General features: G+C 60.2%; 20 protein-coding genes and 1 tRNA gene. 14 read left to right on the top strand and 7 right to left on the bottom strand.

All coding sequences use genetic code 11. The features are described from left to right. Positions 1-39: 39 nt before the first annotated feature. The 4 genes from pstS to HMPREF9237_RS03030 form a co-directional block, all read right to left on the bottom strand. Positions 40-1,152, bottom strand: a complete 1,113-nt coding sequence (gene pstS / locus HMPREF9237_RS03045; protein WP_039898602.1) for a phosphate ABC transporter substrate-binding protein PstS — start codon at positions 1,150-1,152, stop codon at positions 40-42. A 242-nt stretch (positions 1,153-1,394) separates the two neighbouring features. Further along, positions 1,395-2,348, bottom strand: coding sequence for an NUDIX hydrolase (locus HMPREF9237_RS03040; RefSeq protein ID WP_016442259.1), 954 nt, complete (start codon positions 2,346-2,348; stop codon positions 1,395-1,397). 129 nt (positions 2,349-2,477) lie between these two features. Continuing rightward, the gene (locus HMPREF9237_RS03035) at positions 2,478-5,717 is read right to left on the bottom strand and encodes an RNA degradosome polyphosphate kinase (protein WP_016442258.1); all 3,240 of its coding nucleotides are present in this window, start codon (positions 5,715-5,717) and stop codon (positions 2,478-2,480) included. Positions 5,718-5,930: 213 nt separating this feature from the next. Beyond that, the gene (locus HMPREF9237_RS03030) at positions 5,931-6,557 is read right to left on the bottom strand and encodes a hypothetical protein (protein ID WP_016442257.1); all 627 of its coding nucleotides are present in this window, start codon (positions 6,555-6,557) and stop codon (positions 5,931-5,933) included. Positions 6,558-6,748: 191 nt separating this feature from the next. On the opposite strand from HMPREF9237_RS03030, the gene HMPREF9237_RS03025 reads away from it, so the two are divergent. From HMPREF9237_RS03025 to HMPREF9237_RS03010, 4 genes are all read left to right on the top strand, one after another. Beyond that, positions 6,749-6,825 (top strand) — tRNA-Lys (locus tag HMPREF9237_RS03025). Between the two features lie 408 nt (positions 6,826-7,233). After that, positions 7,234-7,467: a helix-turn-helix domain-containing protein gene (locus HMPREF9237_RS09885; RefSeq protein ID WP_039898247.1), complete on the top strand. Its 234-nt coding sequence runs from the start codon at positions 7,234-7,236 to the stop codon at positions 7,465-7,467. 16 nt (positions 7,468-7,483) lie between these two features. Continuing rightward, positions 7,484-8,032, top strand: coding sequence for a hypothetical protein (locus tag HMPREF9237_RS03015; RefSeq protein ID WP_155875807.1), 549 nt, complete (start codon positions 7,484-7,486; stop codon positions 8,030-8,032). Next, the gene (locus tag HMPREF9237_RS03010; protein ID WP_231366656.1) at positions 8,008-8,760 is read left to right on the top strand and encodes a hypothetical protein; all 753 of its coding nucleotides are present in this window, start codon (positions 8,008-8,010) and stop codon (positions 8,758-8,760) included. Before HMPREF9237_RS03015 ends, HMPREF9237_RS03010 begins: the two co-directional genes overlap by 25 nt. 29 nt (positions 8,761-8,789) lie before the next feature. Here HMPREF9237_RS03010 and HMPREF9237_RS03005 read toward each other — a convergent pair whose 3' ends face one another. Then, positions 8,790-9,446, bottom strand: a complete 657-nt coding sequence (locus tag HMPREF9237_RS03005; RefSeq protein WP_016442254.1) for a DUF6037 family protein — start codon at positions 9,444-9,446, stop codon at positions 8,790-8,792. Positions 9,447-9,595: 149 nt separating this feature from the next. Further along, entirely contained in the window at positions 9,596-9,883 is a 288-nt protein-coding gene (locus tag HMPREF9237_RS03000) for a hypothetical protein (protein ID WP_016442253.1), read from the bottom strand. Positions 9,884-10,180: 297 nt separating this feature from the next. Here HMPREF9237_RS03000 and HMPREF9237_RS02995 point away from each other — a divergent pair, with 297 nt between their 5' ends. The 5 genes from HMPREF9237_RS02995 (at position 10,181) to HMPREF9237_RS09600 (ending at position 17,964) form a co-directional block, all read left to right on the top strand. Next, complete coding sequence (locus HMPREF9237_RS02995; protein WP_016442252.1) at positions 10,181-10,648, top strand: hypothetical protein; 468 nt, start codon at positions 10,181-10,183, stop codon at positions 10,646-10,648. Then, the gene (locus tag HMPREF9237_RS02990) at positions 10,641-12,224 is read left to right on the top strand and encodes a hypothetical protein (RefSeq protein ID WP_016442251.1); all 1,584 of its coding nucleotides are present in this window, start codon (positions 10,641-10,643) and stop codon (positions 12,222-12,224) included. The genes HMPREF9237_RS02995 and HMPREF9237_RS02990 overlap by 8 nt, the downstream gene beginning before the upstream one ends. Before the next feature lie 69 nt (positions 12,225-12,293). Next, entirely contained in the window at positions 12,294-13,307 is a 1,014-nt protein-coding gene (locus HMPREF9237_RS02985; RefSeq protein ID WP_016442250.1) for a hypothetical protein, read from the top strand. Positions 13,308-13,442: 135 nt separating this feature from the next. Further along, complete coding sequence (locus tag HMPREF9237_RS08870; RefSeq protein ID WP_016442249.1) at positions 13,443-16,511, top strand: VaFE repeat-containing surface-anchored protein; 3,069 nt, start codon at positions 13,443-13,445, stop codon at positions 16,509-16,511. A 181-nt stretch (positions 16,512-16,692) separates the two neighbouring features. Beyond that, complete coding sequence (locus HMPREF9237_RS09600) at positions 16,693-17,964, top strand: hypothetical protein (protein WP_016442248.1); 1,272 nt, start codon at positions 16,693-16,695, stop codon at positions 17,962-17,964. Here the strand turns inward: HMPREF9237_RS09600 and HMPREF9237_RS09200 are convergent. Beyond that, a complete protein-coding gene (locus HMPREF9237_RS09200; RefSeq protein WP_016442247.1) occupies positions 17,907-18,203 on the bottom strand; it encodes a hypothetical protein in 297 nt (98 codons plus the stop codon). The genes HMPREF9237_RS09600 and HMPREF9237_RS09200 overlap by 58 nt on opposite strands. Before the next feature lie 139 nt (positions 18,204-18,342). Between HMPREF9237_RS09200 and HMPREF9237_RS02970 the strand changes: the two genes are divergently transcribed. The 5 genes from HMPREF9237_RS02970 to HMPREF9237_RS02950 all read left to right on the top strand — a co-directional run bounded on the left by HMPREF9237_RS02970 (position 18,343) and on the right by HMPREF9237_RS02950 (position 23,062). Beyond that, positions 18,343-18,930 (top strand): DUF6668 family protein, encoded by a 588-nt coding sequence (locus HMPREF9237_RS02970; protein ID WP_016442246.1) that lies wholly within the window; start codon positions 18,343-18,345, stop codon positions 18,928-18,930. A gap of 11 nt (positions 18,931-18,941) precedes the next feature. Beyond that, positions 18,942-19,238, top strand: coding sequence for a hypothetical protein (locus HMPREF9237_RS02965; protein ID WP_016442245.1), 297 nt, complete (start codon positions 18,942-18,944; stop codon positions 19,236-19,238). A gap of 262 nt (positions 19,239-19,500) precedes the next feature. Continuing rightward, entirely contained in the window at positions 19,501-20,013 is a 513-nt protein-coding gene (locus tag HMPREF9237_RS02960; protein WP_155875801.1) for a hypothetical protein, read from the top strand. Beyond that, positions 20,001-21,572, top strand: coding sequence for a hypothetical protein (locus HMPREF9237_RS02955; RefSeq protein WP_016442243.1), 1,572 nt, complete (start codon positions 20,001-20,003; stop codon positions 21,570-21,572). Before HMPREF9237_RS02960 ends, HMPREF9237_RS02955 begins: the two co-directional genes overlap by 13 nt. Beyond that, the gene (locus HMPREF9237_RS02950) at positions 21,569-23,062 is read left to right on the top strand and encodes an SCO6880 family protein (RefSeq protein ID WP_016442242.1); all 1,494 of its coding nucleotides are present in this window, start codon (positions 21,569-21,571) and stop codon (positions 23,060-23,062) included. The genes HMPREF9237_RS02955 and HMPREF9237_RS02950 overlap by 4 nt, the downstream gene beginning before the upstream one ends. Positions 23,063-23,304: the final 242 nt, after the last annotated feature.

The raw sequence follows: 23,304 nt of genomic DNA, 5'->3' as shown, positions 1-23,304 counted from the left end.
CGACTTTCAGATAGAGGTATTCGGTTGTCTAACCGGTGTTTACTTGATGGTATCGATAACGGCCATGGCCTGCGTGCGCAGGGTTTCCGAAATCGGGGCGTTACCACCGTTGGCGGCGAAGGCGGCCTTCTGGCCCTCTTCAGAGACGACGTAGGTGAAGAACGCCTTGACCAGTTCACCGGTGGAGGCATCCTTGTATTCCTGGCAGCCGATGAGGTAGGAGAGCATGACGACCGGGTAGGCACCCTTGACGGAGCCGTCACGCTTGAGGTCCTTGTTGAGGAGGGTATCTGTGGCGCCTTCGGCGGCCGGGGAGTCATCCACCACGCGGGCGGCGGCTTCCGGTTCGGGACCGATGAACTCATCGCCAACCTTGACCTTCACCGGGGTGAGGGTTTCAATCTGGGAGTAGTCGGCGTAGATGATCGAGTTCGGGGTGGAAAGCGCCAGCTGGACCACGCCGGAGGTGGATTCGGCGGACTGACCGCCCTGGATCGGCCAGGTTTCTTCCGAGCCGTAGGTCCAGACTTCGGGGGCAGCTTCTTCCAGGTAGGACTGGAAGTTACCGGTGGTGCCGGACTTTTCCGCGCGGTGGATCGGAATAATGGTTTCGTCAGGAAGCTTGACGCCGGAGTTGGTGGCGGCAATCGCCGGGTCGTTCCACTTCTCAATCTGGCCGGAGAAGATCTTCGCGATGGTGGGAGCATCGAGCTTGAGCTCCTTGACGCCTTCGAGGTTCACAGCGATCGCGATGGGGGAAATGTAGACGGGCAGTTCCACGGCCACATCGGTCTTGCAGGCGTTGGAGACCTTGGTAAGTTCTTCGGCCTTGAGGGCCGAATCCGTGCCAGCGTACTGCACCTGGCCGGAGAGGAACTGCTGGCGGCCGGTGCCCGAGCCGGTGGGCTCGTAATTGACGGTCACGCCCGAGTTCGCAATGGTGAAGTTATCGCGCCAGGCCTGCTGCGCCTTCTGCTGCGAGGAGGCACCGGAACCGGAGATAGTACCCGAGAGGTTCGAGCCGCTATCCGCGGCCTGGGTGGTGGTGTCCCCCTTGGCGGCTTCGGTGGTGGCAGAAGTCGTTGCGTCCCCACCACAGGCGGAAAGGGTCAGAGCAAGAGCGGTGGCACCCGCAAGTGCCGAGATCTTCATGGTCTTCACTGTTTAATCCTTGCGTGTTCAGGAACGCCCGTTTCGGCGCTCGCTGGTTCGAGCCTAGGAAGCGTGGGTTACGGTGACCCGCACCGGAGGTAAACAGAAGGTTAACGAGCTTGTAGCATGTCTCACAGAGCGCTCTGGGTATGTGGCTGGCTGTGCGGGCCCGTTGGGCACACGGGGTACACAGGGCACGCTCACGGGAACAGCCTGCACGCTGGCCGCTAGACACACGGTCGCTAAAGCTCGGTGTGGACGGGGCGGAAGCGCTCGACGTCTACCGCGTGCTTGTCTTTCATATGGACGACGAGGATTTCTCCGGTTTTGAGGTAGGGATCTTCCTCGGGGAGCTTTTCGCGCACGTGGTGGCCGCCGTGTTTTTTAACGACGTCGATAACTGTGCTCAAGGTGGGGCGATGCAAGCTGACCGCCGCGGGAGCGCCGCTGTCTGTTAGTACCCCTTCGATGGTTTTACGCACTCCGCCGGGGTTCTTCGCGTGGGAGTGTTCGGTGAGTGCGGCGACGCAGGTGAGGGAAACTCCGGAAGCCTGCGCGTAGGGGGCGATGGTGGCGGTGCAGCGCTGCCAGGGGGAGGAAACGAGCCGGTCCACGCCGTATACGCTGAGCACCGCGCTGATGGTGCGAGCCCGCGCGGCTCCGTGCGGGGTGAGGGGCCGGGTTTTTTCACTTCCGTTCCAGGCCGAGCGTTTTTGGGCGCGGGCGTGGCGCACTAGCAGCACCGCACGGGTGGTGAGTTCCCCGCGTTCCCAATATTTCAGGACGCGTTTGAGCATGGCGCGTTCGTCTTTATAACTGAGTTTTTCGAGGGCGGTTTCCGCGTTCATCCAGCGTGATCGGGTGATTTCGCCGGGGTGGGCCTTGGGGAATTCCGGGCGGGCGGCGACTGGCCGGGAGCGCGGTGTGAGCGGGCGGGCCACCCAGTAAAAGACCCGTTTCTTTTTCCCCGAGGAGAGGGTGTAGCCAATGGAGGGCAGGGGGCGCTGCAGGGCGATATATTCGCCGGTTTCTTCGTAGACTTCCCGTACGGCTGCCATGCGCGGGCCTTCGCCGGGCTTGTATTTACCCTTGGGGAAAGACCAGTCTTTATAGCTATCCCGGCGTACGAGTAGCACCTGGAATTCGCCTGCTTTTTTGCGCCATACAACGGCACCCGCAGCATGAACGCTGCCCATCACTCCCCCTTCGGCATAGTCGTTACGGATATGTGCGCACCCGCGGTTGTCCCGCGAGGCCCTGGCCGCGGCTTACCCGGCAGATTCTGGGCCGGACCGCTGCCGGCGGGCCGGGGCGGCCCAGGTTTTCTAGTCCCCTCCTGCCACGCGTGAGCGTGCCTGCTTCATGAGCAGCTCCTGGATATCGACGAGCGGGCGGCCCTTCGGGCTGAGGTTGTGACGCACCCACCCGTCCGGGCCCAAGTGCCACGAGCTGGTGGTATCCGCGGTGGCAACATCCACAAGCTCTACCAGGCGATCCACCATATCCGGATCCGTGATCTTGATAAGGGCTTCGATACGCCGATCTAGGTTGCGATGCATGAGATCGGCGGAGCCGATGAAGACATCCGCGTCGCCGTCGTTACAGAACGCGTAGATACGCGAGTGCTCGAGGTAGCGCCCCAGAATGGAACGAGCCTTGATGTTATCCGAGAGCCCGGGGATGCCGGCACGCAGGGCGCAGATTCCGCGCACCTGGATGCTGACTTTCACACCAGCTTGGCTGGCCCGGTAGAGGGCGTCGATCATGGCTTCGTCCACGATGGAGTTGACTTTGAATTTCACCCACGCGGGTTTGCCGGCGTTCTTGTTTTCAATTTCGCGTTCGATCCGGTCGATAAGCCCGGAGCGGATGCCGGTGGGCGCCACGAGGAGCCGGTGGAAGCGTTCCTGCCGAGAGTAGCCGGAAAGCTGGTTGAACAGCCGGGTGAGATCCTGGCCTACATCCCGGTTGGAGGTGAGCAGGCCCAGATCCTCATAGCCGCGGGCGGTTTTCGGGTTGTAGTTGCCGGTACCCACGTGGCAGTAGCGGCGCAGGCCATCGGATTCTTGGCGGACCACCAGTGCGAGCTTGCAGTGGGTTTTCAGCCCGATCATGCCGTAGACCACATGGACCCCGGCGCGCTCTAGCTTGCGTGCCCACTCAATATTGCGCTGCTCATCGAAACGTGCCTTGATCTCCACGATGGCGAGGACCTGTTTCCCGGCGCGGGCCGCGCGGATGAGCGAATTGACGATGGGGGAATCCCCCGACGTACGGTACAGGGTTTGTTTAATGGCCAGGACTTGCGGATCCGCGGCTGCCTGGGCAATGAATTGCTGCACCGAGGTGGAGAAAGATTCGTAGGGGTGGTGAAGCAGCACATCATGATCACGCAGCTTGGCAAAGAAATCCGCGGGTTTGGCCGATTCGGCATCGGTGAGCCCCGTAGGCGTGACCGGAACGTACTTGGGGTATTTGAGCCCGGGCCGATCCAGATCGTGAAGCTGCTCCAGGGATTGTAAATCCAAGGGCGCGGGTAGGCGGTAGGTATCAGAGGAGCTCACGCTCATTTCCTTCTGGAGGAAACTGAGGGTGGCATCATCCATATCCTCATCTACTTCCAGGCGCACCACCGGCCCGAAGCGCCGCCGGAGCAATTCGCGTTCCAGCGCGGTGAGGAGGTTTTCTGCGTCATCTTCTTCGACTTCGAGGTCCTCATTACGGGTGACCCGGAAGGTCGCGTAGCTCTGCACATCCATACCGGGGAAGAGCTCACCCAGGTGGTGCCCGATAAGTTCCTCCAGGGGCAGGAATTCAATATCGCTACCGGCCTCCACCGGAACGTTTTCCGGACTGTAGGCAGTGCCATCTTCTCCAATCATGAGGAAACGCGGGAGCAAATCCGGCACTTTCACCCGCGCAAAAGCGGAGGAACCGCGCCGATCCTTGAGGACGACGGCGAGGTTGAGGGACAGACCTGAGATATACGGGAAGGGATGGGAGGGATCCACCGCGAGCGGGGTGAGGACAGGGAAGATCTCATCCTTGAATAGCTTGGAGAAGCGCTGCTGTACCTGCGCATCTAGCTCATTCCAGCGGCGGATGAAAACGCCCTGGCCTTCGAGTTTAGGCTTGATATCCTCCGAATAGACTTTCGCTTGACGCGCGGTCAGTTCATGGGTGCGTTCCGCGATGCCTTTCATCACCTGGCGCGGGGTGAGGCCGGATGCGGCCACCACTCCGATGCCGGTATCAATACGGCGCTTGAGACCAGCCACCCGCACCATGAAGAACTCATCGAGGTTCGAGGAGAAAATGGAGAGGAACCAGGCGCGTTCCAAGAGCGGCAGGGTTTCATCCTCTGCCTGCTCCAGCACCCGCTCATTGAAAGCCAGCCAGGAGAGTTCCCGATCCGCGAAACGACCTTCGGGAAGCTGGGATTCCTCCGGGGCTTTCGCGGAGCGCTTGGCGAGTTTGCGGGATTCCTTAGCCATATCAGTGAGGGATTTCGTGGAGACCGGGGAGCCGAGCCGCACCGCCTGCAGGAAAGTTTCGTGCGGGGTGGGTTCCACAGCGCTGGCACCCTCCCGGGCCGCCAGGCGAGCACGGGTGGCGGAGAGGGCCGGTTCGGGTTGCAATTCATAGCGAACATGCCGTTCCGCCTGCGTGAACCCAGCTTTTCCGTAGACGTGCACCGCGGCGGAATTCGCGGCATCAACGTAGAGAATGCAGCGCGAGAAGCCCCGCGAGCCAGTGGTAACAAGGGCCCAAGCGGTCAGGAGCTTCCCGATGCCCTTGCCGCGGTGTTCCGGTGCCACCGCGAGAACGTAGAGTTCCAGCACATTCGCTTCGCTCGGTTCGCTGGCCGCATTAGCTTCACCCGCAGCCGATTCGCCAGCCGTGCCCGCAGCACCAGAGCCGCCCCCAAGCACATTCGGCTTGAGCCACACAAAACCAACGAGTTCACCTTGGGAGCGCGCCGTTACTAGGAGTTCCGGCGTGAACCAGGGCGCTTCCATACGTTCGCGCAGATCCTCCGCGGTGAGCTGGCCCTGATCGGGCAGATCTGCAAAAGCCTCCGCATTGAGGCGCGCAATATCCTCCAAATCAGCGGCAGGATCCACCGGAGCCAGTACGATCCCCGGCAAAGTCCACAGCGCGGGAGCAGGATTTTCTTCCGTAACCGGACGTTCCAAAACGAGGAGGGTACGCCCTGGGTAGAGCTGGGAAGATGCCGCGAGTTCCTGCGCGGCGGGCAGATCCCCGTGTGCCCACACCGCGGTTTCCCCCGCATCCAGAACGGTGCGCAGCAATTCCTTACCGGCACCCTTGCCGCGGGCCTCCGGACGCACGGCCAATTCCACATCCCCGGTGCGCCCGGAATGAGCCACCCCGACCACGGGATCCCCGAGAGTCCACACCCGCGAACTTTCCGCACCCGCGGCAATATCAAGAAGGGTTTGCTCACTGAAAGGCACAACACCATCCGCCGCGAAGCATTCCTGGGCGAGCTGATTAAAAAGCGCGGCCTGGTCCGGCTGCGGTGATCCGCTAACGATACTCATAGGAGGGCTCCTTTTTCCTGCTACCTCTTAACCGTAGTCGATCACTACGACAGAAAAGTTACGTCCAAGCAAACGAACGACGGCGCAGCGCCCCTCCGCCAGAGGGGCGCCCTCCCCGAGACCGTGAATTCCCGAGCGGGGCAGCGCTGCTACCGAAACGGAGCACTTCCCGCAAATGCAGATCGGCTCCCCTCCCGGAACGGCACAGCTCCGCTAGGAAAGCGTGCCACGCACCGCCCGGGCTCCGGCCGCGCGGAATTCCCGCGCCGTTTCCAGCAGCGCAGCATCGCGGCGCGTGACCGGCGTGGCCAGCGGGTGTTCATCACTAGGGATCCAGAGCGGATCCACTTCGGCAAGGGTGTCACACAGGCGAGCCGAGCTGGCTAGCACTTCCGCGAAGTCCCCGCCGAAAGAACCGGCGAACACCTCATCCCAGCTGGATTGCACCTCCCCGAGAGTGGGGGTTTTCTCCAGTTTCTCCACTCCATCAGCTCCCTGGGAGCCGAGCTTTTCCCGCGCGGCGGTGAGCCGCGCGGCGGCGTCGTTCGGGAAACGCCGCAACCATTCGCGCAGCAAGTAGCCGCGCCACAGCATTCCGGGAAGGGTGTCTTCCGGGGAGCGGGCCCATGCTTCGGCGATGACGTCGATGCCTTCGGTGGCGACGAGGTCGAGCACGCGGGCACGTACCTCCGGATCTTCGGTATGGTAACCGGAGCCGGGCAGCAGCGCCTGGGCCGCGGTGTGGGCAAGCTCGCTGTGGTAGGCGACGTCCGCTTCACCTTCGATCGACTCGAGCTGGTCCGGTTTCATCTGGGCCGGACGGCGAAAACTGCTAGCCATAATTTTTCCTCCACTCGCTCGGGGCGCGCCAGTGCGCTCGCTCACTCCTCTATTGTCGCACCTCAAAGCGGGCCTTAGTGCGGCTTTGAGCTGTTTTCCGCCGATTACGTAAAGGAGTTCCGGGATGCGGATTTCCACACAAATTCGACCCTACTTTTACCACCGGGCCAAAGCGCGCTACACTACTTCGTGGGCCTCTAGCTCCAACGGTCAGAGCACTGGACTTTTAATCCAAGGGTTGTGGGTTCGAATCCCACGGGGCCTACCATTTTCCTCTAGCGAGCGGTCGCGCTCTTTTTGAGCGATCTCCACCGATTCTTCCGGCATAAGCTCACTCAACGGAACGCCTAGGAACGCGGCAGTCCAAGCCAAATCCCTAGCAGACCATCCAACATGGCCACTTACTTTCCGGCTAATAACCGCTTTTTTCAAGCCTAAATATTCACCGAGTTGCACCTGCGTTTTCCCGCATCGCTTAAGCCAAATCATTACCCGCTCACCGATGTACTGATCGGTATTAACGGTACTCAAGTAGGAATCACTAACAACACTCATGAGACCATGATACCAAATGGGTTTACTTTTACGAAACCTCCTTGCTTGACTTAAAATTTTCGCACTTGCACAATAGAGTCATCGAGATTATTCAGAATAAACTTACTTATGAGGTGTGATTATGGGTCTTTTGACTTCAGTAGAATTCGCTGAGGCAATCGGCGTAAGTCGCGCTTCGGTGTGGAATTGGTGTAGGTCGGGCCGAATTTCCGCAGTACAACTGCCCGGCGGCCAGTGGCGGATCCCCCAGTCGGAATTGGACCGGATTCTTGCACCAGTTTCTAAAACAGCCCCATCCACGACAAATAAAGGGACAGCCGCAGAGGTTCCGGGCCAGTTGGAAATTTTCGGGTAGGCACCAGATGGAAGCCGTGGACGAGCTTGGACAGCCGGTTGTTATCCAGTGCTGGAATTTGAATATCGCCGATGAGGGCGCGTATTCACCAGAATTGGGCGCACGAGCGCACGCCCCGTGGGTGTATGTAGCTTTCGACGTGGACGGGATACCCGAAGAGCGCTTCGATAAAGCGTGCCGGGTGCTTGAGCATTTCAAGGTGCGCGTGGAGGGCGGCGAGATTCGCCTGGGCTACAACCTCGACACACTCCCCAAGGAACTATGGGGTTGGTGTTTGCCGTGGCTAGTGTGTGGCCTGGCCTATCGCACGACCCCGGCGTTTGGCCCCAACGCTAGCGATGGTGAGGATATGTATGTTTCCCACTCTCAGATTGACCCGCTTGTGGGACTTATAGTCGCGAACCACACGGATACATGTATTGGTACGTGGCTTGGTGGGGAATGCCTGAAAGTAGCGGCTTTCACGTCGCCGGGCATTCTTACCCGGGAGTCGGTTTTCCCGCCCGCATCCTCGCAGATCTCTTCGGGGGATCTAGCTGAGTGGCTGGAGATAATCCCATGGTAAAAACACTACAAGCAGTGCTTCCCGAGCCAGGCTCGGTTTTTGACTTGGTGGTTATTGAGGGTTTGCATGTGGCCGATTGGGATATCGAGGTCCCGTCTGTGTTGAGTTTCCGCCACTGGAATTTCTCCGAAGAGTCCTGGCGCGAGCAAGCTCGCGCTAAGGTCGAGGATTTTTACGGGCGACGCCTACGCTACTTCCAAACACTAACCGGTATTACCGAGAGCGCCGTTACTGCTTTGTATGGCAGGCCGGGTGTCTCTTATCGGGCGACGTGTATCAGGCTCGCCGTGGATATGGGCTGTGAATTGCATGGCGACCTAGACGAGCCAGCCGTATTGCAAAAACTCCTGGATACCACGGCGTTCACCGCGATAACCCGAGCATACAGCGCCGTGCCAGGGCTGGTGCTTGCTGGCGGAATTCGGGTGCGGAAAGACCCGGAAGTGTTCAAGGTAGGTAATCCACCTCTCGAGTGGGTGCTCGCCTACGGGCTGCTTTCGGCAGCCTACATGATCGGTCTTCTTATTACGAGATGGCCGTGCTATCGCACGCCCGAGCACCCGGACGGGCTGATGTGTGCGGTTCATATCGCGCCGCTTGGCGGAGAGTGTGATGAGCGTGGTTTTGTGCCCGTCAATGAGCGCACGAAAGAGCTTGCCGGGTTTTCCATGCGTACGCGCGAAGACGAGCAATACATCCGTGTTGGTGGTCTGCTCTCATGGCACTAACACCTAATGCGATGCGACCGCTTGGCTGGCTAACGCGACCAGCCCGGAGGCAGCGGCCTTTGCGTGTTTGCTTCACGGCTGGCGGGGCTGGGTCGGTCTGTCCAGCGGCTACTAATGTTGTTGGTCTTGCAAAAACGAGCAATGTCCAGGCCGAGGAGACATGCGGTTTTGTCCAGGTTCGCTGCGGTGACATGACGGCCGGCGTTTTCGGTTTGGTGGTCGAGCCATCCGTAGAAGTAGATTTTCTCGGATTCTTCAACGTTACGGCGCAGCGAGGGCGGGATTTTTTCCGGGGGCACCCATTCACGGACGTTTTGCCGTGCTGCGGCGTTACTGGCAGCCTCGACAATGTTTCTGATAGGAAGTTTCACTTTTCCGCCGTGTCCGCCGATTCCCAAGGCTTGCAGAAGTGGCCCGTAGTCATCACCGAGGTAGGTCTCCACTGCCAGAACTCCCTTCGCGATTTCTTCTACCTCGTAGATGTGACACCAGGGGATTGGTGTTTTGTGGGTGGCGATGAGGAGCTTGTAAGGGGGCTGGGGTGCCCCCACGAACAGGCAGTCGAAAGTGTAGGGCCGGTAAGTTCCGTCTTCTTCCAGGTTCGTGGTGAACGTGAAAAGGATCCGGTAAACATTATGGGCCTTGTGCTTCTTCCATGCATGGCTCAGGCCTTCGAGTCTAATCACGTCTTCCCTTCCATCTCCGTTGATAGAGGTTTTTTCTTCACTCTTATTATGCGGGTGGTGGTTGGGGTGCGCGTCGTGTGGCGCGCGGGTCGGCTGACTCTTGGTACTCCTAGAGAGTCAGCCGGCCCTATTCTTCCCGCTACGGTCGGTTACTTTGTTTCGTCGCGTGCGGGGTCTTCGGCCGGGTTGGTCTCGCTGTCTCGTTCTGGGGTTTCCAAGTCGCTGCCGCTAGTCAATGACACCGAGCCATTAACAAGGATGATGTTCTCGGCATTGATAACCACCCCGCTACCGGGCATGTCAGATGCGCTTTGCGTCTGCGACGCACCCGACGCAATAGGTGCGGTTTTCGGCCCATACCCCCACAAGGTGAGGGTGTTAGACCATGCCGACATGGCGTTACTAATAGCGCTTATAAACAGGAAAATGATTTCCATAATCTCCCCTTTCGGGATTGTTGGTAGGAGCACGAGCGGGATTGCTCGCACTCGAGGGGAAAGAACTGGGATTTTTCCCCTCAACTTAACTAGTGCGGCTAACACACACATTTTGTGTGTGGGTTCTTCTCGTGTTTTGGTGAAGAAAGGGAGGCACCACCAGTGGTGGTGTGGCTCGCCGCGTTTTCCACTGCGGCGGGCAGGTATGGGCAGGGTCGGTGCGGGCACATCGGATTCGCACCGGCCGGCCCAGCCTAATAGCGGCCCGTGCCCAGTGCGCCGTAAGGAGGTGGCCTCATGACTGATACGGGATTGGTTTTCTCGGTTCGTTCTTATCCGGTACTGCTTGAGCGCGATGTGGTTCTTGATCCGGATTTGTCATATGAGGCTTTGAGTGTGTGGGTGGCGATGCTGGCCATGCCTAAAAACGCTGAGCGGACAGTTAGTGCTCTTAATGGGCGTGGGTTTGGGCGTGATCGCGTTACCCGTGCTTTGAGTGAGCTTGAACGCTACGGGTTGGTGTATCGCTGGGAGCGGCGCGTGCCCGAGGGCCACGGGTTGCTCACTCAGGTGTTTGAGCGCCCAGCCTCGCCTTTGACTGCGTTTCGGTGTTTGCCGGTGAAAATCCGTCCGTTTGTCAAGACGTGTTTGTCGGTTCCGGGTGTTGATGTTGGTGAGTTGCGGGCTAGCCTGGCTGCCACACACGCACCCGGCACCATTACGCCGGCCACTGCCGGTAGTGGTGTGGGGGTGCGTCATGGGTGAATACTTTGCGGTGCGGCGGGGCGCTACGGCGCTACCGAACTCCATGATCTTCAACCGCGCGCTCACGTATGACGCTTTAGCGTTGGCGACCGTGTCGCTCTCGTTACCGCCGAATGCGCCTGTTGGGTACCGCGATCTCATGGGCCGGGATATGGGCGAACACAGGGCACGGAAAGCCCTCGCGCTTCTGGAAGCGGAGCATTATCGGTTCCGTTTCCGCACCAGAGCGTCGGGTCAGATCCGCGAACTCGTCGTCATGTTCGACACCCCAGTAAGCGTGGGTGAGGCATTGTGTGAAATCCAGGGGCGGATGGATAGCGGGGCGATCACGGCCCGCCAGGTGGTTGGGTGTCCGAGTCATCCAGGCGAATTCATTGCCGACATTCCGGCCGGTGCTGGCATGGAAGATGAGGGGCGCCTTGATGAGGCACCTGCGCCTTCCACGGTGTCTATGCCGGCAGTGTCTTCCGTCCCCATGGAAGGCGCGGGCGAGGCTATTCCGGTCGCCACAGCGGGTGTTGATCTTGTGGATAACCCCGGAACGGCCACCACCCGGTCTGTGGATAACCGCGAAACACCCGACTCGAACTGTCGGACAGTTTCAAATTCCGGGAGTGACCCAGGTAACGAAAATGAGGGCGATTTTCACCGTGCCTGGAAAACCTCGGCACGGTGGGAACCGCGAGATTCCGCGGCAGTTGAAACCGGCAGCGAGTTATCCACAGGGGTTCACCGTGCGGGGATTACCGGAGCACGGTGGACCGGGCCGCGGTCAGCCGCGGCGCATATATCTAAAGATATATCCAATAATTCCTCACTACGTTCGGAATTAACCAACCAACCAAGCCCGCCGGCAGTTTTTGTGTCTTTTGTGTCGCAAGGGTCTGGCATGGTTGGAGTGGTGGATTCCAAGCCAGAGCATCCCGAGCAGGATGCGGGTGGGGGTGTCCCTGGCGGGACTACCCCACACCCGCCGCCGGCCGCGGTAACTCCGGCTTGCCGTGAGCCGGTGCCGGTCACTGAGGGCCAAACTCAGCGTGAGCCAGCGCCGGGAGGTTCGGGGCGGCCAGATGCCGGGCAGGCAAGCGCGCCGTCTGGTAGCGGGCAACCGTCGAGCACTGCGCAGCCGCAAGGCTCGCGGCAGGACCAGCGTTCACGGCAAGCCTGGGCAGCCGGTTTGATCGGTGAATGCGTGCCCCGGGACCTGGTGCGTTTCTTGGCACCCGCACGGTTTGTGGCGGTTGCCCGGGATTTGCAGGTAGCGCTCAATGCGGGGTGGCAGCGCGCGGAAATTCGTGCCCAGCTCGCCGGCAACGCTTTGGGGGATGCCCACAATCCTGGCGGGGTTGTCGCGCATCGCATCCGCGATATCGCGCTAGCTAGCCCGCCGCGGCCACCGCGCTCGCGCACTGCCGTGGTGGTGGATACTCGGCCGGATCCAGCCGAGGTGCGTGCGATGCCTGAGGGACTACGTGCGAGGGTTTCTCGCCCGCCGGCAGCCGTGGTGCGGCCGGCCTCTACGGGGCCGCCGGGCGATGCTGGTCCCGTGCGGTGTAGGGGTTCTGGAGAGCCATAAGTGCGGGTTAGGCTGAGGAAAACAACCCGCAAGTTTTTGAAAGTTTTTAGCGAAAAGGGAGGGCGAGCCATGAGCGAGCAAACAACGCTTGACGAAATGACGGCTGTTGCCAGCGACGCGGCCACTACCGAGCAGGGCAAGGCACGTGGTAGGCGTGTGTGGCTGTGGCCGACTGTCGCCGTGTCCGTGGCGGTCTTGGCCGGCGCGGGTGTTTACCTGGCAGGGCGCTCAAGTGGCACCGACGAGGCCCGGGCGACTTATTCGGAGGCTGTGACGCTCACCGAGCAAGCCCGCAGCGCGCTGCAGGCAGCTGTTGACGGCGTTGGTTTCACGGCGCAGGAGTGCGAGGCTGATGGTGGAGTGCCCGCGGACTGCCAGGCACTCTTCCAGGCTGTGGAAGCCGCGCGGGCCGGGCTTGCTGAGCCTTTCAAGCCGGCGAACGCTAAGGACTTGGATGCGGCTACGGCGCGTTCCCAGGCCAAGGAATTACAGGCTGCATCTAAAGACCTTGATGCGCAAGCGACCCAGATCAAGGATGCAGCGGGGAAAGTCGAGAGCCAGTTCACGGCTGCCACGTCAGCGTACTTGAGTAGCGATGCGGCGAGTTTCGCGGCGTCCTGCGAGGCTGCCACGACCACCGCCCGCGGTGTCGAAAGTCTTGCCGGCGAGGCTGATGGGTTAGCTGCGGATTGCAAGAGCTTCGCAGCTTCCGAGAAGAGCGCGCGTTTGTCCGTCCTCAAGGAAAAGACAGCAGCTCTCCAAGCCCGTGTTGATGCTTTGAACAACAAGGCGGCGGCCGCACAAACTCCGGCGGCGGTTCCCGCGCCGGCGGTATCGTCCGGCGGTGGTTCGGAAGATGCGGGCGGGTATTCGGATTCGGGATATTCCGCAACGGAAAGCGGCTCGTCGTGGACGAGCGATGATTCGTATGACGCCCCTGCACCAGCGCCGGTCGCTCCTGCCCCGGACCCGGCTCCCGCAGATAACGGCGGCGGATGGGTAAACACCGGCGACATAATCGTCGACAACACTTCCGGCGAAGGCGTCTGCGGCGATGAGTTTGGGAATACATGGCCATGCTAACTTCCATGACCACCAAGGAACGCCCCTGAAACAGATGGCTCGGTGCCTGCGGCAACAAGCACCGAGCCGGTGAATCCCTCCAGTTTTTCGCAATGACCTTAAACATTTCGATATAGAAAGGACTCGTTACCTATTATGGCAGCGAACACACATGCCCGGCCACGCGGCCGGACGCTCGCCGCACTCCTCGCGGCATTCACTCTCATATTTTCCAGCTTGCTTGGCGGTAACGCCATAGCAGCCTATGACGCGACGGTCGGCCGCGGTATCGACCTCGTCGGTATCAACGCGTCGGGTGCGTTGCGGCTTGGGCCGCATATCAACCAGACGCCTCAGATCGGCGGAGTTGGGATCGAGCCGGCACCGCAATGGTGCATTGATGGCAAAAAGGCCGATCCAGGCCCGAACGACCTAACTTCCATCGCAACCTTGACGGATTCGGCACAGCACATTCCGGAGCTGGCTTTGACAACGCCGCAGGCCGCCTGGCTCCTGCATAAGTACCAGTCCAATACGGGCGATGATACGAATCTCGCGGCGCTCAGCCTGTTGATGCATGCGAATTTTGAGAACAGCGCGGCGGTTGCGGCCGAGATCGCGCAAGCGACCCAAACCCAACAGCCCGACACCTGGGCACGCGCCTTGCAATATGTGGGCGAGGCCCGCAACAGCGCCGTCGTCGGCTATGAAACCGGCCGCGTAGAGGGCGAGAGCCAGAAAACCGGTGTTATTAACGGCCTCGGGCAGGTTAATTCCGCAGGTGCTTATGTTCCGAATCTTCCATTCACAGTGACTTTGAACGGCCCGGCCATTTTTGATGCAACCGGAACTAACACCTGGAATGGCAATACTGCGAGCGAACCAATCACACTCAACTGGACCGCCACAGGAAACGGAACTGTGTCTTTTAAGACCGTGTACTTGGCAGAAAGTCGCAATACGTTGACGAAGTATGGGTCCGACGGAAGCATTCAGGACATGATTACCACCGGTAACCGTCCGGCGAGTGACCCCTCTGAGGTGACTGTTCCGGGGCCGTCGTGGCGTGTGATTTTTGATTTTCAGCCCACCGGCACCAGCCAAGCGGCTAGCCAGGAGATCAACACGGATGGCACCATCTCGGACACTCTTACAACGAGCGTCGATAAAAGCTATGGGGATGGGCAGTGGACGCAGGTAAACGGAAAGCCGGTTCCGGTTGTTTATACCGCGACCGCTTATTGGGCTGGCCGTGAAAAGCCCGCAACCAGCACCACCATCCCGGCGGGCGCGGAAGTTCTCGGCAGCGTGGATGTGACCGCGACGGGCGAGGGCCAGAAGCTGGAAGCGAAGCTCACCACCCCGAAGCGTGGTTACGTGAGCTGGGTGTGGTCGGTTGATAAAGCCAAGCAAGGCGAAAACGCCCAGTATGTCCATCAGAACTGGGCCGATTCGTACGGCCTTGATAATGAGACGACGTCGGAGAATTTCGATTTCAGGCCGCTCGGCGTCTCGAACGTGGATACCGCGAAAGTAATCGACAAGGGCGCAGTGCTTTCCGATACTTTTACTGCGTCTGCTGATCCAGCCTATCGTGATGGTGAATGGACGCGCATCGTTGCTCCTGGCACATCATTTGACGAGGGTACGTACGTGCCGGTGACTTACCGGGCGAGCGCCTATTACGTTTCCCCGGCCGAGCTGCCCGCCACTGTCGACAATGTCCCGGCCAGCGCGGAACTGCTCGAGTCCGTGACTGTCGTGGCCAATGGGCCGGGCCAGATCAAAGCCACGCTCTCCAAGCCGACCGCTAAGGCTGGGTTTGTCAGCTGGGTTTGGGAAGTCAAGGCTGAAGACCAGGCACCGGATGCGGCGAAGTGGATTAAGGCTGGGTGGGCCGACCAGTTCGGCCTGCCGGACGAGACCACGTCGGTGCGTTACCCGGCACAGATCGACTCGACACTCTCGATTCGCGATACCAAATCAGGCACGTATCTCGTAGATGATGTTTTCGTGACGGGCTTGCCGAAGAATCACCCTGACTTCCAAGGCGGGATGGGATTCAAAGCCGACACCCAGGTGATCGAGCATGAGATGTTGTTCTTCCCCCACGGCCTTGAGGTTACCGAGGCCAACCGCGCTAAGGCTGAAAAGATCGGCGAGACCGTGAGTATCCCGGCGAAGAACGGCTTCTACCCGTCTATCGGTGAAACTAGCTGGCTGGTGAAGCAAGACGCGAGCGGTAAGAATCTGCCCGGAACTTATGTTTTCGTCAGCAAGTTTGCTGGGGATGATCGCGTCCAGCCCCTCGCCACGAGCGTTGAAGATAAGACGGAGCAGTTCACTATCACGCCTACCCCGTCAATTCACACGACCCTCACCTATGAAGGTACGCACGTGGCACCGAACACCGACAAAGTGGAGCTTGTCGATACCGTTTCTTATCAGAACCTGACGCCTGGCAAGGAATACCTGCTTGAGGGCACTCTGATGGAGAAGGCGACTGGCGAAGCGCTGGTGGACGCGAACGGCAACAAGGTGACGTCGCAGGCTGTGTTTACCCCGGAGACTCCGAACGGCACCGCGAGCGTCGTGTTCGTGGTGGGCGGGTCGCTGTTTGCGGGTAAGCAGACGGTGGCTTTCGAGAAACTGACGCAGGACGGCCGTGAAATCGCCGTACATACGGATATTAACGACGAGAACCAAACGGTGACCTTCTCGAAGCTGGCAACCACCGCTACCGATAAGACGGACGGCGACAAAGTGATCACGCCGACTCCGAACGCGGTGATTACCGATAAGGTCTGTGACATCGCTGGCACGTTGGTGCCGGGCACGGAATATGAAGTAACGACGGCATTGATGCTGGATAACGGCGAGCCGCTCCTGGACAAGGACGGCAGGCCGGTGACAGTGACTTCGAAGTTTGTTCCGGCAGCGAAGAACGACTGCGCCTCGATTGACATTAGTTTCGATGCCAGCAAGCTCGCCGGCAAGAAAGTTGTCGTTTTCGAGACCGTGTCCCAAGACGGGCGCACTGTTTCGGTTCACCACGATCTCAAGGACTCCGAGCAGACCGTGTCGGTGGAGATTCCAGGCGATGGGGATAATGACCGGTCGAAGCGGCGGTTGACCCGCACCGGGGCAAGCGTCCTCGGCGGCAGTGTCCTCGCGCTTGGGTTTATTGGCGTTGGCGCGGCTGCGCTGCGTCGTCGTAACAACTAACCAAACCATCCACCTACACAAGTAGGTAGGTGAATGGGTGTGCCCGCACTCTAGTTGTGGGTGCGGGCACACCACACCTCCCCCACTCTTGGCGGGGTGACCCAATCCTTCCTATTCCTTTCTTTATCTTTTTCTTCCTTCCTTTTTATGACCCCTATGTATTCGTGTGAGGAGGTGCGTTATGGGTGAGCGGCTTGGCGTGTGGGCACTTGAGCAAGGCGGACGCATCAGCGCAAACTCCCTCGCCCTCCTCGGCGTCGTCGCGTTGTTTGCTGATCCGGCCGGGGTATGTATCCTGACGCCTACGGATTTGCAGGCACGCGCGGGCCTGAGCGAATCAGACTTTCGGGCAGCGCTCGGGGATTTGATGGGAGCGGGCCTGATTGCAGCGCAAGAATCCACCACCGGCACCGCTCTGAGCGTTCTTGCTCCCCGCCAGTATTTAGACGACGCCACCACCGCGGCATCCACCGTCGGTGAGTTAGAGCGCGGCTTGCGGATTATTTCGACAACACTCACCACCGCCACCGGTACTGACATGGCTGGCACTGCTGGCACTGCTGGCACTGCTGGCACTGCTGGCACTGCTGGCACTGCTGGCACTGCTGGCACTGCTGGCACTGACCACGCGATTACCACGCCCGCCAATATCGGGTTGGTTGATCCGCTCACGAACGACGGACTGGCCACGATTCTCGCGTATTTGGAGGAGTGTGGGTGGGGTGACAAGGTGGTTGTTGACCGGCTCTTGATAGCTATTGAGGTGCGTACCCGTTCCCGCTTGGCTTTCCTGCTCAAGCACAACTCACGCCTTGGTTCCAAGGAAGTGCTTGCTGACCTTTGTACTCGGGTGTGGGAGATTATCCGCACCCAGACCCGCGATGTTATCGGGGCGGAGTTCGGGTGGGCGTATGTGTTGCGTGCAGCGGCCCGCCAGTATGCAAAAACTACTCACGCAAATATTCGCGAGCACTTGATCGGTGACGATACCCGTTTCGATGCTGAAGATGGCGGTGCGGCCGGGGATTATGAGCACGGCACCAGCCGGGTGCTGCTTGATGATGTTATTTCGTGGAATGCGGGAGCGCAGTTCCTTATCGGTGAGCTTGTCGCTCGCGGGGTTGATCAGGGTCTTGCTTGGCATGCGATGCGGCGGGTGCTTGAAATTTGTGCCCGGTGGGGTTTCCAATCCCGTTTCCTGAAGGCGCGCGATGATCGTGAACTAGCAAGGCTCGGACTGTCCCCGCAAGTGATAGGTGCGTGGATGGGCCTGGTTAGTGGCTCGCGCAGGGAGGGTGAGGAAGGCTCGTTTTTGCTGGCTTTCGCGCGCGGGCGGCGCACGTTTACTCGAAATGAAGAAGCCCGGCTCAAGCGCATTGTTACTGGTACCACCCGTCACGATTCCTCGGGTGTGTCTGGTGTGGACGTGCCGCGTGTGGGGGTGGGCGCGTGAACAAGGGTCCATTCACTTATAGACATGGTGGTGACTATTTGGCTTTCCCACACAGCGCCGTTTATCTCTCTGGCTGCGGCTTCGGCTGTTTCCCGGTCGGTGTACCAGGCCGATTGTTGGACGAACGGCGGGATACGGTCCGCGGTGACGGCGTAGACGGTTTCGATGCTGGTTTCCACGTCACGTGGCCAGGCCAGCTTGGCGGCGGACTGGACCGGGATGGTTGCGTTTTCGTTCATGGTGTTACTCCTTGTCTAGGTGTACGGCTCGGTTTTTGTGGCCTCACTTTTACTAGTGCACCTAACACACACATTTTTGAGGCGCGTGTATCCCAGCCAGGCGTTACCGGCAGTTCCTCTTCTATGGGGGTGGGTTTGCGTGCGTAAACACAAAACACAACCAGCTCGGGCCGGGCAGTCCCTGCCCTGGGGTCAGCTTCCTGACCTGCCAGGCGAAGGCACTTTCCTGCCGTGCGTATGGACCGACCCGATCCCGGCGGTGTTTGCGGTGGGCGCGAGTGGGGGTGTGGGCACAACCACGCTCGCTTCGCTATGCGGGCTAGTGGACTTTGGGCGTGCGTGGCCGGTATCGGCCCCGCAAGCGGCGCGGTGTGTGGTGGTTGCCCGTACCACCGCTACGAGCATGGCGGCGGCGCGTGAGTGCGCGGGCGCGGTGTTCGGTGGGCGCGTTGCCGGCGTTGAATGCTTGGGGTTGGTGCTTGTTGCCGATCAGCCCGGGCGCTTGCCGCGCGAGCTGGCGCGGGCGCGGGCACTCACCGAGAGCGTTTTTCCGCGGGCGTGGGTGGTGCCTTACAGCCAGGCTATTCGGCTTGGGAAAGATGACCCTCAGCTCGCCGCACACAAGACCGTCCAAGAACTGCGCGGCCTAGCGAATGTGGGCGAAGAAGAACCAGAAGTTTTTATTGATGACATTCCCGCTGTCGGTGGGGTGTCCCTAGATATCTAAAGGAGAAAACAATGCTGACACAACTATCAGCTCTGGAAAACTACTTCCACGCGGCGCTTTTGCCGCTTATTGATATTACCCCCACCCAACCTCCGGGAACCGAAAAAATCACCCAGATTTTGGGGTACGTCGCCTGGGGTGCGGGTGTTTTGTGCTTGATCGGAATTCTCTTTGTTGCCGGCAAGCTCGCCATCAACGCAAGGCATGGGGAAGGTATTGAGGAAGCCAAGGGCTTGCTCTGGATTTTGCTGGCTTTGATCCTAATTGGGTCGGCCGGGGCGTTGGTGGGTGCTTTCATCACCCTATAAGCACCCACGAAGCCGAGATAAGGAAAAAATGGAGGGGACAGGCATGGGTAAAGACAATAAGCCGGGCAGTAAGGGGCTGGGTGTAGGCCTAGCTATCGGCGGTTTTTTGCTGGTTGCTGGCATTGTGGCGGTGGTGTGGGCGCTCATCGCACCCGCAAATACTCACACACAACCTACGCCGGTCCCCTCCATATCTACTGCTGTACCTTCGCCGCAGGCGTCAGCGTCGCCTGTGGCTAAGTGTGGTCTGGATTTTAGTGACATGTCACTACCCGACCGGAATTTCACGCCCGTGTGGCAAGACGGCCCGCTCGGCGTGCGGCTCGCAACCCTCCCGGGGGCGGGGCCGTGTGAGCAGACGCCGATTGCTGCGGGGTATACGAATACGCCTAAAGGTGCGCTTCTCGCCGCGCTCAACTATATGTCGTTGTCGTCGGTGGGCGGTCCAAACGCTCAAACGGTTCTCGATGGGTTATTGGCTGATGGGCCGGACAAGCGCGTCTTGCTTGAGGCTGCGGGTGAGCTGGCCGGCCGGGTGCTTCCCGCGCCGCGCCTGGTGGGTTTCCATATCTTCGATTACGACCTTGATCGGGCGAGTATTGGGGTGGCGTTCATGCTGGACGCGAAGCCTGGCGTGGTGTTTGGGCGCAGCCTTGACCTCACCTACGACAAAAAGGAAAAGACGTGGCGGGTGGTGCCGGTGGCCGACATGTCCACAGTGCTCACGCTGGTTGATCGGCCCTTGTCTACGGGGTGGACGTTATGGACGCGGTAGTGTTTGCTGATTACCTGGCGCCTGCCCCAATGTGGGTGCCCGGCGGCCCAGCACCGTCTGTCTGTGTGACGGACGTGTGCGGGTGGAATATTTTGAACCCACTCGCCTGGGTCGGCAAAGGCATCGGAACGCTCGTCGGCTCCGTCATTGAGCTGCTCGCTGAAGCAATGGCTAGCGCCTCCATGTGGCTCCTGGAGTTCCTCGTAGGCTTCGTATCCTCCAATCCGCGGCTGAATCTTGAGGACACGGAAGCGATCACCTGGATCCACGACTCGTTAGCCTACGCAACCGGGCTATTTATGTTGCTGGGCGTGTTGGTGGGTGCGGGGTCGATGGCGTGGCATCGCCGCGGCGAACCCCTACGCGACATGCTCCAATCAGTCATCCAGCTCGTTATCGTTTCGGGTGCGGGCGTGACGGTCGTCCAGCTCCTCATGGAAGCATCCTCCCTCTTCTCCTCCTGGCTGCTTTCGTCGTCGGGTTCGATGGAGAGTGTCCAGGCCGCTATCAACGTGATGATTGATGAGGGCACGAACCTCGCGATCCTCACGATCTTCCTGCTCGCGGCGATGCTGCTGGGCACCCTCTTAGCATTGATTTTGCTGTTGTGTCGGGATTCTTTCCTGGTGTTGTTGATCGGTATTTTGCCGCTTTCGGCAGCGGCCACCAACACGGCCGTGGGGCGGCAGTGGTTTGAGAAAACAAAAACCTGGATTATCGCGTTCCTCTTATATAAGCCGGCTTTCGCGATCATCCTCTCGATAGGCATGCGGCTCATTTCTTCTGGGAGTCCGCCGACGATGACCGCACGGGTTGAGCAAGCCTGCGGGACCTTCGACGAAGCGAAACTCGAGGAGTACCAGAAGTGTGTCCTGGAGCAGATGAAAGCAGCCATAGGCGATGACTCTTCGCTCACGAACTCGGTCACCACGATTCTCGTGGGCGTCGGGGTACTCGTGTTAGCGGGGTTTGCTATGCCCGCGCTCATGCGTTTCGTGGTCCCCGCAACCGCCTCCATGTCGAGCGGTGCGGGTATGAGTGGGATAGCGGCCGGCATTGGCGGAGCAGCCGGCTCGCTGGTCGCGTCGGGTGCTATCAAGGTTGCGCGTGGCGGGGTTGCCGCTGTGCGTGGTGGAGCATCGAAAGTCCGGGCCGCACGCGCCACAAAAACCAACGCCAGCAGTAGTGGTAGTGGTGGGGCGCGGGCTACCGGGGCAAGCACCACTCCTACCGCGGGCACGAATGGAGCAAGCACGGCCAGCAGACACGGCGGGGCGAGCGGGGCTACCAGCGCTCCCACATCGGTATCACCACGTGGGAAGAAGAGTGTACGGGGTATACGGGCACGGAAACAGGCCGCCACTGCCACGCCTGCGCCACCGGTGTCTGCTGGGGGTCAGGCTAGTGGGGCTGCCCCAACCCCACCCGCGAAACCGGCCTCGCCTTTCGCGCTACCAACAAAGCAGCCGGGTCGGGGTGCGTTTGATAAGGCGCGCCAGACCGGGGCGTTCAGCGCGAATTTGGCCAGCGGAGCTGATGAGAGTGAGGAAACCGCATGAGTAGCCCGCGCACGTATGGCCATTGGCGTAAGCCTCAGGCACCTGGGATTGGGCGGCTTTCTGGCGCGCTGACTGTCGGTGTCTTCGCCCTCCTGATCTTGATGGTCCTGGTTCAGATTATTGCCGGTATTATTCCCGCTCTTGTGCTCGGCAGCATCGGCGGAAGCCTAGGCCTACTTTTTGCCCGTAAAGACGTGCACGGGGTGTCACTCGCGGGAAAGATTGGAGAAAGAATGCGATTTTGGCGCTCGCGCAGACGCGGTGAGAATCTCTACCGCTCCGGCCCTCTCGGGGTAACAGGGGGTGCTTTCCTGCTTCCAGGTGTCCTCGCGCCCACGAACGTGGCCGATTTTGTGGATGGTTTCGGGCGCGACTTCGCCGTCATCACCACCGGGCGAGCGGGCACTTTCGCTGTGGTTTTCGCTTGTGAGAGTGAAGGAGCATCGCTTGTCACGCAAGACCAGGTCGATACGTGGGTCGCGCGGTGGGGACAATTCTTAGCCCGGCTGGGTGAAGAACCAGGCCTTGTGGGGGCGAGCGTCGTCGTTGAATCCGCTCCCGATACTGGCTCGCGCCTCCAGCGCGAGATAAGCACCCACCAAGCTGAGAATATTCCGGCGTTGGCGGAGCAGATGCTCAGCGAAGTCGCCGATATCTACCCTTACGGGTCCGCGTCCTTGCGTGCCTACGTGACACTCACGTTTGAGAATCATTTGGGGAAAGGCACTAGTAAAACCCTTGATATCGAGGAGGCGGGCCTCGAGCTTGCCACTCGCCTCCCCTCCCTCTCCCAAGCCCTCACCGGGACCGGCGCAGGCTTCGTACGGCCCTTAGATGCGGCCGGTTTGGGGCGGGTCGTGCGGCTAGCTTATGACCCGGGCGCACAAGAGGTTTTCGACGACGCACTAGCCAGCAGCGAGGCAGTTACCTTGGGATGGAATGAGGTTGGCCCGAGTGCCACGCAAGCTAACTGGGACAACCTCGTCCACGACAACGCTGTGTCAGTGTCGTGGGTTATGAGCGCAGCCCCACGCGGTATCGTCCAATCAAACATTTTGGCTTCGCTGCTGGCGCCGTCGCCTCGTATCGCTCGCAAACGCGTCGCGCTGCTCTATCGGCCGATTGAGGCTGGGCGGGCCGGGGAGATCGTGGAGAAAGACAAGAACGCGGCCTCCGTGCGGGTCTCCTCCTCGGCGAATGTGCGGGCCCGCGATGAGGTCGCACTTGCTCACGCGGTAGCCTCCGCGGCCGAGGAAGCGGCCGGTGCGGGGCTGGAGAATTTCGGGATGGTCATTACCGCAACCACGACGAGTGACGCGGGCGATGTGAAAGACATGGTTGACGCGGTGGGGTCTTTGGCATCGTCGGCGCGGATTCGGATCCGGAAATGCTATGGCGGGCAAGACGCCGCCTTCGCCATCTCCCTGCCCCTCGGGATTATGCCAGGCCGGTATTCGGTGATTAGTGAAAGTGTTCGGGAGGCACTATGACCAGCCAAAGCAATACCGCAGCAACGGCTGGCGGGCGGGTGCCTGGTTCGCGTGGGTTTACCGGGCGCGGGGGCGGGCGCCAAGTATATGTTCCCGCACTCCCCCAATGGCGCGGCACCAGCGTACAAGTGTGTGGCTTGTGGCCTTTCGCTAGCGGCGCTCCAGCACCCTTGATTGGGGTGCCGTTCGGGCAGTGCGAGAAAGGCGGCAGCCTCTCCCCCGTCTGTTTCGACCCGATCTCG

Origin of the sequence: Actinotignum schaalii FB123-CNA-2 (assembly GCF_000411135.1) — a bacterium.
GTDB classification, from domain to species: domain Bacteria; phylum Actinomycetota; class Actinomycetes; order Actinomycetales; family Actinomycetaceae; genus Actinotignum; species Actinotignum schaalii_A.
This window is presented reverse-complemented; position numbering and strand designations above follow the sequence as displayed.

Coding starts and splice junctions, on each gene's coding strand:
- HMPREF9237_RS02960 (WP_155875801.1), top strand. CDS start 19,501: ATGTCACTACCCGACCGGAATTTCACGCCCGTGTGGCAAGACGGCCCG.
- HMPREF9237_RS09885 (WP_039898247.1), top strand. CDS start 7,234: ATGGGTCTTTTGACTTCAGTAGAATTCGCTGAGGCAATCGGCGTAAGT.
- HMPREF9237_RS09200 (WP_016442247.1), bottom strand. CDS start 18,203: ATGAACGAAAACGCAACCATCCCGGTCCAGTCCGCCGCCAAGCTGGCC.
- HMPREF9237_RS09600 (WP_016442248.1), top strand. CDS start 16,693: ATGGGTGAGCGGCTTGGCGTGTGGGCACTTGAGCAAGGCGGACGCATC.
- pstS (WP_039898602.1), bottom strand. CDS start 1,152: ATGAAGATCTCGGCACTTGCGGGTGCCACCGCTCTTGCTCTGACCCTT.
- HMPREF9237_RS02965 (WP_016442245.1), top strand. CDS start 18,942: ATGCTGACACAACTATCAGCTCTGGAAAACTACTTCCACGCGGCGCTT.
- HMPREF9237_RS02990 (WP_016442251.1), top strand. CDS start 10,641: ATGGGTGAATACTTTGCGGTGCGGCGGGGCGCTACGGCGCTACCGAAC.
- HMPREF9237_RS03035 (WP_016442258.1), bottom strand. CDS start 5,717: ATGAGTATCGTTAGCGGATCACCGCAGCCGGACCAGGCCGCGCTTTTT.
- HMPREF9237_RS02950 (WP_016442242.1), top strand. CDS start 21,569: ATGAGTAGCCCGCGCACGTATGGCCATTGGCGTAAGCCTCAGGCACCT.
- HMPREF9237_RS03030 (WP_016442257.1), bottom strand. CDS start 6,557: ATGGCTAGCAGTTTTCGCCGTCCGGCCCAGATGAAACCGGACCAGCTC.
- HMPREF9237_RS02985 (WP_016442250.1), top strand. CDS start 12,294: ATGAGCGAGCAAACAACGCTTGACGAAATGACGGCTGTTGCCAGCGAC.
- HMPREF9237_RS02955 (WP_016442243.1), top strand. CDS start 20,001: ATGGACGCGGTAGTGTTTGCTGATTACCTGGCGCCTGCCCCAATGTGG.
- HMPREF9237_RS08870 (WP_016442249.1), top strand. CDS start 13,443: ATGGCAGCGAACACACATGCCCGGCCACGCGGCCGGACGCTCGCCGCA.
- HMPREF9237_RS03040 (WP_016442259.1), bottom strand. CDS start 2,348: ATGGGCAGCGTTCATGCTGCGGGTGCCGTTGTATGGCGCAAAAAAGCA.
- HMPREF9237_RS03000 (WP_016442253.1), bottom strand. CDS start 9,883: ATGGAAATCATTTTCCTGTTTATAAGCGCTATTAGTAACGCCATGTCG.
- HMPREF9237_RS02995 (WP_016442252.1), top strand. CDS start 10,181: ATGACTGATACGGGATTGGTTTTCTCGGTTCGTTCTTATCCGGTACTG.